The organism is Pseudomonas alkylphenolica (assembly GCF_016009175.1).
GTDB lineage: Bacteria > Pseudomonadota > Gammaproteobacteria > Pseudomonadales > Pseudomonadaceae > Aquipseudomonas > Aquipseudomonas alkylphenolica_B.
Map to the genome: position 1 here is coordinate 15,388 of NZ_JADUCM010000046.1, position 14,216 is coordinate 29,603.

General features: G+C 61.1%; 10 protein-coding genes and 1 rRNA gene. 7 read left to right on the forward strand and 4 right to left on the reverse strand.

Annotated elements, in window-relative coordinates; translation table 11 throughout:
• The first annotated feature begins 141 nt into the window (after window positions 1–141).
• From I5S59_RS24785 to I5S59_RS24805, 5 genes are all read left to right on the forward strand, one after another.
• Entirely contained in the window at window positions 142–3,027 is a 2,886-nt protein-coding gene (locus I5S59_RS24785) for a ribonucleoside-diphosphate reductase subunit alpha (RefSeq protein ID WP_197878919.1), read from the forward strand.
• A 719-nt stretch (window positions 3,028–3,746) separates the two neighbouring features.
• On the forward strand, window positions 3,747–4,994 hold the full coding sequence (locus tag I5S59_RS24790) for a ribonucleotide-diphosphate reductase subunit beta (RefSeq protein WP_197878920.1): 1,248 nt from the start codon (window positions 3,747–3,749) through the stop codon (window positions 4,992–4,994).
• Between the two features lie 507 nt (window positions 4,995–5,501).
• Complete coding sequence (locus tag I5S59_RS24795; RefSeq protein ID WP_197878921.1) at window positions 5,502–6,041, forward strand: Bro-N domain-containing protein; 540 nt, start codon at window positions 5,502–5,504, stop codon at window positions 6,039–6,041.
• 418 nt (window positions 6,042–6,459) lie between these two features.
• On the forward strand, window positions 6,460–6,978 hold the full coding sequence (parS, locus tag I5S59_RS24800; RefSeq protein ID WP_232239964.1) for an antitoxin Xre/MbcA/ParS toxin-binding domain-containing protein: 519 nt from the start codon (window positions 6,460–6,462) through the stop codon (window positions 6,976–6,978).
• Window positions 6,978–7,475, forward strand: a complete 498-nt coding sequence (locus tag I5S59_RS24805; protein WP_197878923.1) for an RES family NAD+ phosphorylase — start codon at window positions 6,978–6,980, stop codon at window positions 7,473–7,475. The genes parS and I5S59_RS24805 overlap by 1 nt, the downstream gene beginning before the upstream one ends.
• Window positions 7,476–7,482: 7 nt before the next feature.
• On the opposite strand, the gene I5S59_RS24810 is transcribed toward I5S59_RS24805, so the two are convergent.
• The 3 genes from I5S59_RS24810 to I5S59_RS24820 form a co-directional block, all read right to left on the reverse strand.
• On the reverse strand, window positions 7,483–9,942 hold the full coding sequence (locus I5S59_RS24810) for a TonB-dependent receptor (protein ID WP_232239965.1): 2,460 nt from the start codon (window positions 9,940–9,942) through the stop codon (window positions 7,483–7,485).
• A 99-nt stretch (window positions 9,943–10,041) separates the two neighbouring features.
• Complete coding sequence (locus tag I5S59_RS24815; protein ID WP_197878924.1) at window positions 10,042–11,004, reverse strand: FecR domain-containing protein; 963 nt, start codon at window positions 11,002–11,004, stop codon at window positions 10,042–10,044.
• Window positions 11,004–11,507 carry a sigma-70 family RNA polymerase sigma factor gene (locus I5S59_RS24820; protein ID WP_197878925.1) on the reverse strand — a complete coding sequence of 168 codons (504 nt, stop codon included), beginning with the start codon at window positions 11,505–11,507 and terminating at the stop codon, window positions 11,004–11,006. Before I5S59_RS24820 ends, I5S59_RS24815 begins: the two co-directional genes overlap by 1 nt.
• Before the next feature lie 267 nt (window positions 11,508–11,774).
• On the opposite strand from I5S59_RS24820, the gene I5S59_RS24825 reads away from it, so the two are divergent.
• Window positions 11,775–13,499, forward strand: a complete 1,725-nt coding sequence (locus tag I5S59_RS24825; RefSeq protein ID WP_197878928.1) for a SulP family inorganic anion transporter — start codon at window positions 11,775–11,777, stop codon at window positions 13,497–13,499.
• 97 nt (window positions 13,500–13,596) lie between these two features.
• Window positions 13,597–13,902 (forward strand): hypothetical protein, encoded by a 306-nt coding sequence (locus I5S59_RS24830; protein WP_197878926.1) that lies wholly within the window; start codon window positions 13,597–13,599, stop codon window positions 13,900–13,902.
• A gap of 189 nt (window positions 13,903–14,091) precedes the next feature.
• Here the strand turns inward: I5S59_RS24830 and rrf are convergent.
• A 5S ribosomal RNA gene (gene rrf / locus I5S59_RS24835) occupies window positions 14,092–14,207 on the reverse strand.
• Window positions 14,208–14,216 lie beyond the last annotated feature (9 nt).

Here is a 14,216-nt window from a genome sequence, read left to right on the forward strand (position 1 = left end):
CCGAAGTGAGTATGCCCGACCTGTTCGGCATGCCGGAGCGTCGCGTTCCCGCGTGCCACCAGGGTCGGTTGTTGGGCTTTCGGACGGAACGGCTGGCGCCCACAAGGCGCCTAATCAAACATAGAGAACGTGGAGACACCCATGCAAACCGACACAACTCGCGAGAACCCGCAGGCCAAGGCGCCGCAGGCCGCCGATTCGAACCTGGATCTGGCCGCTACCGCCCCGGGCCAACTGCGCGTGATCAAGCGCAATGGCACTGTCGTCGCCTACACCGACGACAAGATCACCGTGGCCATCACCAAGGCGTTCCTCGCAGTTGAAGGCGGCACTGCCGCTGCCTCGTCGCGTATCCACGACACCGTTGCCCGCCTGACCGAACAAGTCACCGCGACCTTCAAGCGTCGCATGCCATCGGGCGGCACCATCCACATCGAAGAAATCCAGGACCAGGTCGAACTGGCCCTGATGCGTGCCGGCGAGCAGAAAGTGGCCCGCGACTACGTGATCTACCGTGACCAGCGCGCCAAAGAGCGTGCTACCCGCGTTCACGCCGAAGACGCCAACGTACAGCCGCACCCAAGCATCCGCATCACCCTGGCCGACGGCAGCTTCGCGCCACTGGACATGAACCGCCTGAACACCATCATCACCGAGGCCTGCGAAGGCCTGGCCGAAGTCGATGGCGACCTGATCCAGCGCGAAACCCTGAAGAACCTCTACGACGGCGTGGCCATCAAGGACGTCAACACCGCCCTGGTGATGACCGCCCGTACCCTGGTCGAGCGCGAGCCGAACTATTCGTTCGTGACCGCCCGCCTGCTGATGGACACCCTGCGTGCCGAAGGCCTGGGCTTCCTCGGTGTGGCCGACAGCGCCACCCACCACGAAATGGCCGACCTGTACGCCAAGGCACTGCCTGCCTACATCGCCAAAGGTGTCGAGTTCGAACTGCTCAACCCTGCCCTGGCCGCTTTCGACCTGGAAAAGCTGGGCAAGGCGATCAACCACGAACGCGACCAGCAGTTCACCTACCTGGGCCTGCAGACCCTGTACGACCGTTACTTCATCCACAAGGATGGCGTGCGCTTCGAACTGCCTCAGGTGTTCTTCATGCGTGTGGCCATGGGCCTGGCGCTGGAAGAGAAAGACAAAGAAGCCCGTGCGATCGAGTTCTACAACCTGCTGTCGTCCTTCGACTACATGGCCTCGACCCCGACCCTGTTCAACGCCGGTACCCTGCGTCCACAGCTGTCGAGCTGCTACCTGACCACCGTGCCGGACGACCTGTCGGGCATCTACCACGCGATCCACGACAACGCCATGCTGTCGAAATTCGCCGGTGGCCTGGGCAACGACTGGACCCCTGTGCGTGCACTGGGCTCCTACATCAAGGGCACCAACGGTAAATCCCAGGGCGTCGTACCCTTCCTGAAAGTGGTCAACGACACCGCCGTAGCCGTTAACCAGGGTGGCAAGCGCAAAGGCGCTGTGTGTGCCTACCTGGAAACCTGGCACCTGGACATCGAAGAGTTCATCGAGCTGCGCAAGAACACCGGTGATGACCGTCGTCGTACCCACGACATGAACACTGCCAACTGGATCCCTGACCTGTTCATGAAGCGCGTCTTCGACGACGGCAAGTGGACCCTGTTCTCGCCATCGGAAGTGCCAGACCTGCACGACCTGACCGGCAAGGCCTTCGAAGAGCGCTACGAGTACTACGAAGCCCTGACCGAGTACAACAAGATCAAGGTGTTCAAGACCATCCAGGCCAAAGACCTGTGGCGCAAAATGCTCTCGATGCTGTTCGAGACCGGCCACCCGTGGTTGACCTTCAAGGATCCGTGCAACCTGCGCAGCCCGCAGCAGCACGTGGGCGTGGTCCACAGCTCGAACCTGTGCACCGAGATCACCCTGAACACCAACAAGGACGAGATCGCGGTCTGCAACCTGGGCTCGATCAACCTGCCGAACCACATCACCGACGGCAAGCTGGATACCGCCAAGCTGCAACGCACCGTGAACACCGCCGTACGCATGCTCGACAACGTGATCGACATCAACTACTACTCGGTGCCGCAAGCGCGCAACTCGAACCTCAAGCACCGTCCGGTCGGCCTGGGCATCATGGGCTTCCAGGATGCACTGTACCTGCAGCACATTGCTTACGGTTCCGACGCTGCCGTCGAGTTCGCCGACAAGTCGATGGAGGCGGTCAGCTACTTCGCCATCCAGGCTTCCTGTGACCTGGCCGACGAGCGTGGCGCCTACGAGACCTTCCAGGGCTCGCTGTGGTCCAAAGGCATCCTGCCGCTGGATTCGCAACAGATCCTGATCGAAGCCCGTGGCCAGAAGTACATCGACGTCGACCTGAACGAGACCCTGGACTGGGCACCGGTCCGTGCTCGCGTACAAAAAGGTATTCGTAACTCGAACATCATGGCCATTGCGCCGACCGCGACCATCGCCAACATCACCGGCGTATCGCAGTCCATCGAGCCGACCTACCAGAACCTGTACGTGAAATCGAACCTCTCGGGCGAATTCACCGTGATCAACCCGTACCTGGTTCGCGACCTCAAGGCCCGTGGCCTGTGGGACCCGGTCATGATCAACGATCTGAAGTACTACGACGGTTCGGTACAGCAGATCGAGCGCATCCCGCAGGAACTCAAAGACCTGTACGCCACCGCGTTCGAAGTGGAAACCAAGTGGATCGTCGACGCCGCCAGCCGCCGTCAGAAGTGGATCGACCAGGCGCAGTCGCTGAACCTGTACATCGCCGGCGCATCGGGCAAGAAACTGGACGTCACCTACCGCATGGCCTGGTACCGTGGTCTGAAAACCACCTACTACCTCCGTGCCCTGGCCGCGACCAGCACCGAGAAGTCGACCATCAACACCGGCAAGCTCAACGCCGTGTCCAGCGGTGGCGACAGCGCCCCGGTCCAGGCAGCAGCGGGCCCAGCGCCAGTGCCGAAGGCCTGCGCGATCGACGAGCCGGATTGCGAAGCTTGCCAATAAGCAGTAAAGGGCGAGCTGTTTAAGCGCCACCTGTAATGAACAAAGGCCGGGATTTTTATCTCGGCCTTTGTGTTTCCGGAGGATAAAAGCCAATGCGGTATAGGAGCAAGGAACCCTGACCGTATGACAAGCCCCCCAGGATGCATATCATTCAAACGTTATAAAAACGTAAACGAAGGCCGGGGCCCGATAGCTCGCGGACTGTAGACGCTCACCCCCTCCTACTCCCTCGCTGCACCCCGTCAACACCGGCATTTTCAAGCCGACTCAAGAAAAACCAGAGAGTGATCTGGCTCATGGTTTCTTGAGCAAAACACCGTATCCTGTGTTTTTTTTGAATCAACGCCACCAAATGTAGGTTTTTTCGTCTAAACTCTCACACCGCAATCACAAGCGAGCCGGTATGAACGGCTACGCTTAATTTCGGTCAAAATCAGATACATTCGAGGGCTTCGGGGCCCCGACCGGGCGTAATTTCCGGTATACTCCGACCCCCCAAAAATAGGGCAAAACCTGAACCTGTTTTGGCACCGTTTCTCGTGTCATGGCCCCCTCGACAAGGGCCGGCCAGATACGAAACCTGAATAACTTAAAGATGTCTGGGAGGTACGCCTCCCGAACTGTCGTATTGCCTTCGTGGTTTGCGTAGTGAGTGCATCACCCTATTAAAATCCAAGCGGTTGCCTTTAGGGCGACCCTCATGCAGGAGCCTCATCATCATGCTGAGCTGGGACGAATTCGACAAAGACGAAGGCGAGGAAGCCGCCAAAGGTGCAACCGCCACTCAATCCACTGCCGCAGGCATCGACAAGCTCGATAACGCTGGCGGGGTTGCTGCACTGGAAGCTCGCGCCGTAACTGCCGATGACTCCGAAGCCGTCAAGCGCGCCAAGGCTGCCCTGGACAAACTCGACATCGCCGAAGGCCTGGCTGAGCTGGAAGGCTCCGCTGCGCGCGTCGCGGTCGACGAAAAGCGCATGATCAACTGCCGCGCCGACCTCAACCAGCTGGTGCCATTCAAGTACGACTGGGCCTGGCAGAAGTACCTGGACGGTTGCGCCAACCACTGGATGCCGCAAGAGGTCAACATGACCGCGGACATCGCCCTGTGGAAAAGCCAGGAAGGCCTGACCGACGACGAGCGTCGTATCGTCATGCGTAACCTGGGCTTCTTCTCCACCGCCGACTCCCTGGTTGCCAACAACCTGGCCCTGGCCGTGTACCGTTTGATCACCAACCCGGAATGCCGCCAGTACATCCTGCGCCAGGCGTTCGAAGAGGCGATCCACACCCACGCCTACCAGTACTGCATCGAATCGCTGGGCATGGATGAAGGCGAGATCTTCAACATGTACCACGAGATCCCGTCGGTTGCGAAGAAAGCCGCCTGGGGCCTGAGCTACACCCGCGCGATCTCCGACCCCGAGTTCAACACCGGCACCGTCGAGACCGACAAAGAGCTGTTGCGCAACCTGATCGCCTACTACTGCGTTCTGGAAGGCATCTTCTTCTACTGTGGCTTCACCCAGATCCTGTCCATGGGTCGCCGCAACAAGATGACTGGCGTTGCCGAGCAGTTCCAGTACATCCTGCGTGACGAGTCCATGCACCTGAACTTCGGTATCGACGTGATCAACCAGATCAAGATCGAAAACCCGCACCTGTGGGATGCCGAAATGAAGGAAGAAGCCTCGCAGATGATCCTGCAGGGCACCCAGCTGGAAATCGAATACGCACGCGACACCATGCCGCGCGGCGTACTGGGCATGAACGCAGCGATGATGGAGGACTACCTCAAGTTTATCGCCAACCGTCGCCTGTCGCAGATCGGCTTGAAGGAAGAGTACCCAGGTACTACTAACCCGTTCCCATGGATGAGCGAGATCATGGACTTGAAGAAGGAGAAGAACTTCTTTGAGACTCGGGTTATCGAGTATCAGACGGGTGGGGCGTTGAGCTGGGATTGATTTTCAGCTCGGGTTCTAGGAAAGGCTGCCGTGAGGCGGCCTTTTTTTTGGGCGTTTGAATGTATCGGGGCTAATAGGCGCTTGTCTTGAGACTTTCGGCGCTCATGAGATCGAGCGCCGCCCGCGCGGCGCTTCGCGAGCAAGCTTCGCTCCTACATTGGCTGCAACGTGACCATGTCAGTGAGGCCATGGTTGCCCGCTCTGTTTGTATGACACGATTTCAAGGTGGACGCTGCCGCCGCCCCGCTAACTTCGGCCAAGCGACAAGGCTAACAACCATGGCCTGACAGATTTGGTACGTTGCAACAAATGTAGGAGCGAAGCTTGCTCGCGAAGCGCCGCGTGGGCGGCGCGCGATCTACAGAACACCAGAGCAACCAAGTCAGGACCATTCCTACACCAGATAATTGGGTCAACCAGGTAACCTTCCAAAAGCGCTTAAGAACACTCATGCAGCGGAATCCCGTTCCCGTTAGCAACGGCTCTCCTGATTCTGGAAGGCCATACATGGATAACCTCCACAACTCCACCCTCTTTACCCGCCACAACCGCCCCCTCCACACCCTATGGCTCGAATCCCAAGCCTGGTTCTGCGCCCACGAACTCGGCCGGCTGACAGGGCGCTATTTCGACGAGCACTGCATCCGCAAGCTCGACCCGGATCAGCACCGTAGCGTGCAGCTGCTGCGCTACGGCGAGTACCAGGCGACCACCATGATCAGCGAATCCGGGGCCTATACCCTGCTCGCCCACCATCACATTCCGGAAAACCGCCATCTGCGGCACTGGCTGACCCACGAGGTGGTGGCGGTGTTGCGTGACGGGCGAGAATCGGAGGTGGCGGACCTGCCGCGGCTGGGGCAGATGCGCTGGCCGGGCGGGCATGCGGCGAGCCTGTTGTACTGGCAGAGCGAGCCGTGGGTGCGCTTGCGAGATGTGCCGGTGGTGATGGCGGCAGAAGCACCCGTGGTTATGCCGGAGAAGCGCAAGCTCGGTTGGCGGGCGTGTGCGCAGCGGGCGCTGGGGCTGCATGGGGTGAACAGCTGAGCGGCTACGGCGATACTTGAGTATGTATCGGGGCTGACAGGCGCTTGTCTTGGAGTTGTCGGCGCCCATGAGATCGAGCGCCGCCCGCGCGGCGCTTCGCGAGCAAGCTCGCTCCCACATTTGTTGCAACGCACCAAACCTGTCAGGCCATGGTTGTTAGCCTTGGTGCTTGGCTGAAGATTGCGGGGCAGCGTCAACCTTGAAGTCGCGTCATACAAACAGGGCGGGCAACCATGGCCTCACAGACAGGGTCACGTTGCAGCCAATGTGGGAGCGAGCTTGCTCGCGAAGCGCCGCGTGGGCGGCGCGCGATCTCAAGAACACCAGAGCAACCACTTGCCGACGCACATCTTTTTTCGCAGTCAATTGCCAATTGGCAGTACACTTAATGCCATCTGTCCAAAGTGGTGCACCGATCATGTCTGCTACCGCGCAAACCACCGACGCCGGGAAGGCATCGAAAAAGCCAGGAAAAACACAACCAGCCGATGCCGGGTCAGCCGCGAGCACTTCCGGGCTGGCGATTGTCGACCTGCTGCTGCCCGACACCGACACTGACGACCGTATGGAGGTGTTCAAGGCCACGCAGAACGGCTTTCCCCTGAGCTCCGTTATCCAGCTGGTGGAATCGGTTGAAACCTTCAAGCGGCATAACGTACTGGCGAAGATAGTCGGCCTGTCAGAACGCACCCTCGCCCGTCGCATGAAGAACAAGGATGAAGCCCTGAGCCCCGAGCAAAGTGCCCGGGCGCTGTATTACGCCGAGGTGCTGGAGAAGGCGCAGGAGGTGTTCGGCACCCGCGCACTGGCCGAGGAATGGATGACCCGGCCGGCGCTCGGGCTGGATGGCGAGTCGCCCATCGACCTGCTGTCCAATCCGGTCGGCTATGAGCTGGTCACCGACTTTCTGAACCGGCTGGATTACGGGGTCTATTGATGGTGACGAACCCACTGACCCATGACCTGCTTTTCTGGCGCCTTGACCACGCCAGGCACGCCCCTTCGTGGAACAGCGGCATTGGCGCCGAGGCCTGCGGTGGGCGCTGGAACCCCAAAGGCGTGCAGGTGGTGTATGCAAGCCTTGATGCGGCTACAGCGATTCTGGAGGTGGCGGTGCACAAAGGCTTCCAGGCACTCGACTGCGTTGCGCACACGCTGACCGCCGCTCGGGTGATGGACACCTCCAGGGTGTACAAGGTCGAGCGCAAGGAGGTGCCGAACCTGAACTGGCTAAGGCCAGGAACGCCCAGTCGCAGCCAGCAGGCTTTTGGGGCGAAGCTGCTGGAGGAGCACCCCTTCGTGCTGATTCCCTCCTGCGTGTCACCGCATAGCTGGAACCTGCTGATGAACCCGCTGCTGGCCGCGGGGCTTTACGAGGTGGTATTGCAGGAGCGGTTTGCGCTGGATGGACGGCTGAACCCGCCCCTGCAATAAATACGACTTAGAAATCCACGGTCGCCGACAGCTTCACGGTGCGCGGTTCACCTTGGGTCAGGTAGTTGTTCGCCGTGGAGGCTGAAGCCCAGTAGGCCTTGTTGGCGACGTTCTCGACGTTGGCGCGCAGGGTGATGTACTTGTCGTCGGCCTTGAAGCCATAACGTGCACCCAGGTCCACCCGCGTCCAGGCCGGAATGCTCAGGGTGTTGGTTGTATTGACGTACTCGCCGCCAGTGCGCAGCAGGCGCCCGCTCACGGCAGCGCCGTCGATGCCCGGCACATCCCAGTCGGCGCCGACGTTGAACTGGAAGCGCGGCACGCCGGCGGCACGATTGCCATCGGTGGCACCGCCTGCGGTCTTCTTCAATTCGGTGTCCATCCAGGTCGCGCCGGCCAACAACCGCAAGCCATCAAGCGGTTCACCAAAGACGTTGAGCTCGACGCCTTTGTTGATCTGCTCGCCATCGACGTTGAACGTGCCATTGACCACACCCGGGGTGAAGCGGGTGGAGTTGTTCGGTTGCTCGATGCGGTACACGCCCAGGGTGGCGCCGTAGCTGTCCCAGTCCAGCTTGACGCCGGCTTCGGTCTGCTTGCTGCGCTTGGGCGCGAACACTTCGCCCGGGTTGGTGACGCCAGTGGTCGGCGCGGTCGGGCCCTGGGCCAGGCCTTCGATGCGGTTGGCGTAGAACGACACATGCTCCCACGGCTTGATGACCAGGCCATAGACAGGCGTGGTGATGGACTCGTCATAGTTGGCGTTGCGCACGCCGCTGGTGGTGTTCCAGGCATCGACTTCGATGGTCTGCCGCCGGACGCCCAAGGTCAGCAAGACGCGGTCATCGAGAAAGCCCAGGGTGTCGGAGACCGCGGCGCTCTTGATGCGGTTTTTACCGACGATACGCGGGTCGTGAATGTCGCTGCCGAAATAGGTGACACTCGGCCGCGGAATCTGGGTGGGGTTGTAGAGGTTACCGGGTACGCGGTTAGCCACCAGGATCGCTTCGAAGGCGGAGCGCTGCTCGCCCCAGATACCCGATAAGCCAAAGTTCATCTGGTGGGTGACAGGGCCTGTGTTGAAGTGACCGTTGAGCCCGGCCATCGCGCTCTTGTTGTCTTCATCATGCGGTGAGTACAGAAAGCCCACGCGACCACTGCCGTCGTTACCGACATACAACGAGGAGTACTGCCCGTTCTCACGCGTGTGCTTCGCCCCGGCGCCGGCATACAGGGTCCAGTTGTCGCTGAGGTCGTATTCACCGTTGACCATGCCATAGGTATCTTCCAGCTGCGACCAGGTCCAGTCCTGGGCATAGTTGTCCTTGGCAGATGGGGCATCGGGTACTTTGGTACCGGTGGGGTAAACCACCGAGCGGCCATTGTCGATGCGCTGCTTCTGGTAGCCGAGGTCCGTGGACAGGCGCAGACGCTCGCCACGGTAGTCGAGCGCGATGGCAATCAACGAAGAGCGCTTGATCTCATCATCAATCGCAGTATCCCCGCCGTGCTGGGCCAGGTTGATCCGTGCGCCAAAGCGGTTGTCTTCGCCGAAGCGCTGGCCCAGGTCGAGGTGCCCGCCTACCTGGGTGTCACTGGCGTAATCGAGGGTGACGCTGCGGGTTGGCGTATCTTCGGCGCGCTTGGGCACCAGGTTGACGCTTCCGCCGATGCCACTGCCCTGGGGCGCAACACCGTTGAGAAAGGCGTTGGGGCCTTTGAACAACTCCACCCGTTCCAGCGCCTCAGTGGTGATGATCTGGCGTGGCAGCACGCCGTACAGGCCGTTAAAGGCGATGTCGTCGCTCTGCAGCGGCAAGCCGCGAATCGTGAAGACCTGGGAGAAGTTACCAAAGCCCGCCGACTGCCGAACCGAGGCGTCGTTGAGCAATACATCGCCGACGGTGCGGGCCTGCTGGTCGGCGATGGTCTTGGCGGTGTAGCTGACCACACTGAACGGCACATCATTGATCGAGCGGTTACCCAACAACCCCAGGCGCGCGGTACGCGCCACCTGACCACCGCCGTAGGTATCCAGCGCCGCACCGTCTGCAGCGCTATTGATCGTGGTTGCACCAAGCTCCAGTGTACCGTCGACACTCACGTGCGGCGCCAGGGTGAAGCCGCTGCCGGTGCACTGCAGGTCATAACCACTGCCCTCAAGCAAGCGCGCAAAACCCGCTTCTACCGTGTAGCGCCCCTGCAGTCCCGGGCTCTGCCGTACATTGAGCAGGTTGGCATCGAACGACAGCGGTACACCCGACAGGGCGGCGAATTGCGCGAGGGTGTCACCCAGCAGACCGGGGGCGATGCTGTAGTCACGGGTAGCGCTGCTGGTCACGGCATCGGCGGCAAACACGCTATGCACCGGCATCAGCGCGGCCAGCGCAACGGCAAAGCTCAACGCCTTCATGGCGACACAGGGAGGGCTCATTCGGGAGGTGGACTGCAGCAGCCTTGAAGTCATTCGGTGTTCCTGTCGGCGCTAGGAAAAGTGAGGGTTCACTTACACACCGGATGACCAGGAAAAAGGTATCACGCGAACCGGAAAATAATGTGGAGGGCTTCAGCGCGGCTCGATGGCAACCCAATAGCGCGTCAGGCTGCTGACGTTGATCGGCAGCGTGTCCTGGAGCAGACGCAGGCTGGCGTCGGTGTCACGCAGCGGGAACGCACCGGAGACCACCAGTTTGGCCACCTCGTCGTGACACCGCATCACCCCCGGACGATAGCGGCCGAGCTCGGCAAGCAAATCGCCCAGGCGCATGCTTTTGGCGACGATCATGCCGTGCTCCCACGTCAGCGCGGCAGTGTCCAGCGGCTCGACGGCCTGGATCGCGGTGATGCCAAAAGCACTTTGCTCGCCGGCCTTCAGGACCACGCTGCGATCGCCGTTGAGGGGCTGCATCTGCACCCCGCCTTCGCTCACCGCCACACGGCTTTGCTCAGCATCGACACGGACACTGAAGCGTGTGCCCAACGCACGTGCTGTGCCGTGCCGGGTTTGCACGATGAAAGGCCGATAGCTGGGCGATGGGTCCTGGGCGGTGCTGATCAGCACTTCGCCCTCCAGCAACTTGATGCGTCGCTCTTGCGCTGAGAACGCGATATTGAGGGCGCTACCGGTATTGATCAGCAACTGGGTGCCGTCCGGCAGGGTAAGGCGTTTCTGCTCACCGATGGCAGTACGCTGATCGGCGCTCCACTGCTGCCACGGCAACTCGCGACAGGCCAGCCACACCGCCGGGCCAGCCAACAGAAATACGCCGAGGCGATGCAGCGCCTGGCGACGGCCGATGCGGGCATTGCGGCTCAGGCGCTGGAAGGTGTCGCTGGCAACGGCCCCCGGAACCGCGCGCAGATCACCCAGCAAGGCTTCAGCACGCTCCCAGGCCATTGCATGCTGTGCGCTGCGGGCGCGCCAATGCTGCACGGCACGATGGTCTTCCGCCGTGGCCATGCCGGATTGCAGCTGCACCAGCCAGTCGGCCGCCTCGCCGAGGATCTGCGGATCAATCGACGGGGTCATCAGGCCACACTCAAGCAGGCAAGGAAGGCGTCACGCATGTAGCGCTTGACCGTTACCAGGGACACGCCCAGTTGCTCGGCAACCTGCGCGTAGGTCAGGCCATCGATCTGCGACAGCAGGAAGGCCTGGCGTGTGCGCGCCGGCATTTCGCGAAGCATTGCATCGATGCGATACAGCGTTTCGAGGATCAGCCAGCGGGTCTCCGGCGACGGGACCTCAGGCTCAGGCAGATGGGCTATCGATTCGAGGTAGGCACGTTCGACATCCTGGCGACGCCACCGATCAATCACCAACCCTTTGGCAATGTGCGTCAACAATGCACGAGGCTCGGCGCCCATGCTGGTCGACTGGCGCGTCATCAGGCGGACGAAGGTGTCGTGGGCCAGATCGGCGGCATCACTGGTGTTGCCCAGCGTGCGAATGAGCCACCCATGCAGCCAGCCGTGATGCTCGCTGTACAGGGTGTGGAGATGCAGATTGAGCGCGCGATCGGTAGAAGACATAAACGCCACTGAACACACCGGCCGTCAGTGGCAGGATGTAATTAAGAATTGATCGCATTTTATAGACAAGGTGCCAGTGATAGCAATTGCTACAGAATGAGTGCAGACGGGTGGAAATCGCTTGGGCGCTAAGCGAGGCAGGTGATTCGACTGCAATTGATCCAAAGCAGCCAAGTTTTTCGGCGCAGACACGATAGTGGGCCATGCTTAGAAGGCTCAAGCCCAAGGATCCCTGTCAGCGTCCACGGATAGCACTGCATGAACGAGATGCCCTCCCCACGCACCGCCAGGCCACAGCGCGGTTGGTTACGCTGGTTGCCCGGGTTGCGGGTGCTACGCACCTACCCGCTGGGCGACCTGCCGAAAGACCTGCTCGCCGGGCTGGTGCTCACCACCATGCTGGTGCCGGTGGGCATCGCTTACGCCGAGGCCTCGGGCGTGCCCGGCATCTATGGGCTGTACGCGAGCATCGTGCCACTGCTGGTCTATGCCCTGTTCGGCCCCAGCCGCATTCTGGTGCTCGGGCCCGATTCGGCGCTGGCTGCCATCATTCTTGCCGTGGTGCTGCCCCTGTCTGCAGGCGACCCGCTGCGTGCCATTACCCTGGCCAGCGCCATGGCGCTGGTGTGCGGGCTGGTGTGTATCGGCGCCGGCCTGCTGCGACTGGGCTTCATCACCGAGCTGCTGTCCAAGCCCATTCGCTACGGCTACATGAACGGTATTGCCTTCACCGTATTGATCAGCCAGACCCCCAAGTTGTTCGACATCTCGGTGGAGAGCAGCGGCCCCCTGCGCGAAGTACTCAATCTCATCCAGGCCTTGCTAGGCGGGCAAGCCAACTGGGCCGCATTTCTCATTGGCGCTGGAACCCTGGCCCTGATCCTGGTGCTTGAACGCTTCAAACGCGTACCGGGCATCCTCATCGGCGTGGTGGCCGCCACCCTGCTGGTGGGCGGGCTTGGCCTCGATGCCGGTCATGGCGTGAAGGTATTGGGCGCGATGCCGCAAGGGCTACCCGGTTTCGTGGTGCCTTGGCTGCGGGCCGAAGACCTGGTCCCGGTGCTGATGGGTGGCTTCGCTGCTGCCCTGGTGTCGTTTGCCGATACCAGCGTGCTGTCGCGCACCTATGCAGCGAAGACCCGTAGCCCCGTTGACCCGAACCAGGAAATGGTCGGCCTGGGCGCCGCCAACCTTGCAGCAGGACTGTTCCAGGGTTTTCCCATCAGCAGCAGTTCCTCGCGTACCCCGGTCGCCGAGGCAGCAGGTTCACGCACTCAGCTTACCGGCGTATTCGCTGCAATCGGGGTCGCGCTGCTGCTGTTTGCACCCACGCTGTTGCAACACCTGCCCAACAGTGCGCTGGCCGCCGTGGTGATCGCGGCCGCCATCGGCCTTTTCGAGATCAAGGACCTGAAGCGGATCTACCGGATTCAGCGCTGGGAATGCTGGCTGTCAATCACCTGCTTTGTCGGGGTCGTGCTGCTTGGCGCCGTGCCGGGTATCGGCCTGGCGGTGGTGCTGGCCGTGATCGAGTTTCTCTGGGATGGCTGGCGTCCTCATTACACGGTGCTCGGTCGCGTTGACGGTGTGCGGGGCTATCACGATATCTCCCGCTACCCTCGCGCCCGTCTGGTACCTGGCCTGGTGTTGTTTCGCTGGGATGCACCGCTGTTCTTCGCCAATGCCGAGTTCTTCCAGAAGTGTGTGATGGAGGCCATCGCCAATGCCCCGACCGAAGTGCGCCGGGTGGTGGTCGCTGCCGAGCCGGTCACCAGTGTCGACGTGACCTCGGCCGACATGCTGGTGGAGCTGGAACAGTCACTGCGGGCCGCGAACATCGAGCTGCGTTTTGCCGAGATGAAAGACCCGGTCAAGGACAAACTCCTGCGCCTGGAAGTGCTTGAGCATATTGGCCATGATGTGTTCCAGCCAACCGTTGGCGCCGCGGTGGATGCCTACCTGGAAGAGCACGGCGTCGACTGGACACCCTAGTGGCAATCACGCGTGAAGGTTAGCGCCGCACGCGGTGCCAACCTATGCGAAAATACCCGCGCTTTGTTCATATGTGTGGAGATGTACAGTTTTGGTAATGCACTACTCAATCAGCGACGACACTGTCGCCTGCGGTCGCAACGGCAATAATCTCAGCGCTACGACTGAAGCCGACAAGGTCGATTGCAAGTCGTGCCAGCGCTCGCTGGTCAAAACCGAAGCCGCCCCCGTCAAGAAAGCCACCCCGTCGTTGGCAGAGCTGCGCAAGCAGCGCCTGGAAAGCCAGGCAAGCCAGGCGAAGGCCGCCGCGTTCTGCTTCAAGGCCAACTGGCGTGTACGCCTGGCCGCCCTGCCGGAACGCTGTCGCTTGCCACGTGGTGTAGCACCGCAGGCTTTTGTTTAAGCGTATACGCGTCTGAAACCACCCTGCGGGGTGGTTTTTTTTGGTCTGGGTTTTGGTGGGGGCGAGCGCTTCGCACTCGATCGCAGGCTGTCGCCAGCTCCCACAGGATCGAGGGCGAGCTGCACTGGCGGCAGGCCGGAAAAGACAAAACCCCTACCTGCATACGCAGATAGGGGTTTCGGAATTTAATCTTGACGATGACCTACTCTCACATGGGGAAACCCCACACTACCATCGGCGATGCATCGTTTCACTGCTGAGTTCGGGATGGGATCAGGTGGTTCCAATGCTCTATGGTCGTCAAGAAATTCTGT

Coding starts and splice junctions, on each gene's coding strand:
- I5S59_RS24785 (WP_197878919.1), top strand. CDS start 142: ATGCAAACCGACACAACTCGCGAGAACCCGCAGGCCAAGGCGCCGCAG.
- I5S59_RS24790 (WP_197878920.1), top strand. CDS start 3,747: ATGCTGAGCTGGGACGAATTCGACAAAGACGAAGGCGAGGAAGCCGCC.
- I5S59_RS24795 (WP_197878921.1), top strand. CDS start 5,502: ATGGATAACCTCCACAACTCCACCCTCTTTACCCGCCACAACCGCCCC.
- parS (WP_232239964.1), top strand. CDS start 6,460: ATGTCTGCTACCGCGCAAACCACCGACGCCGGGAAGGCATCGAAAAAG.
- I5S59_RS24805 (WP_197878923.1), top strand. CDS start 6,978: ATGGTGACGAACCCACTGACCCATGACCTGCTTTTCTGGCGCCTTGAC.
- I5S59_RS24810 (WP_232239965.1), bottom strand. CDS start 9,942: ATGACTTCAAGGCTGCTGCAGTCCACCTCCCGAATGAGCCCTCCCTGT.
- I5S59_RS24815 (WP_197878924.1), bottom strand. CDS start 11,004: ATGACCCCGTCGATTGATCCGCAGATCCTCGGCGAGGCGGCCGACTGG.
- I5S59_RS24820 (WP_197878925.1), bottom strand. CDS start 11,507: ATGTCTTCTACCGATCGCGCGCTCAATCTGCATCTCCACACCCTGTAC.
- I5S59_RS24825 (WP_197878928.1), top strand. CDS start 11,775: ATGCCCTCCCCACGCACCGCCAGGCCACAGCGCGGTTGGTTACGCTGG.
- I5S59_RS24830 (WP_197878926.1), top strand. CDS start 13,597: ATGCACTACTCAATCAGCGACGACACTGTCGCCTGCGGTCGCAACGGC.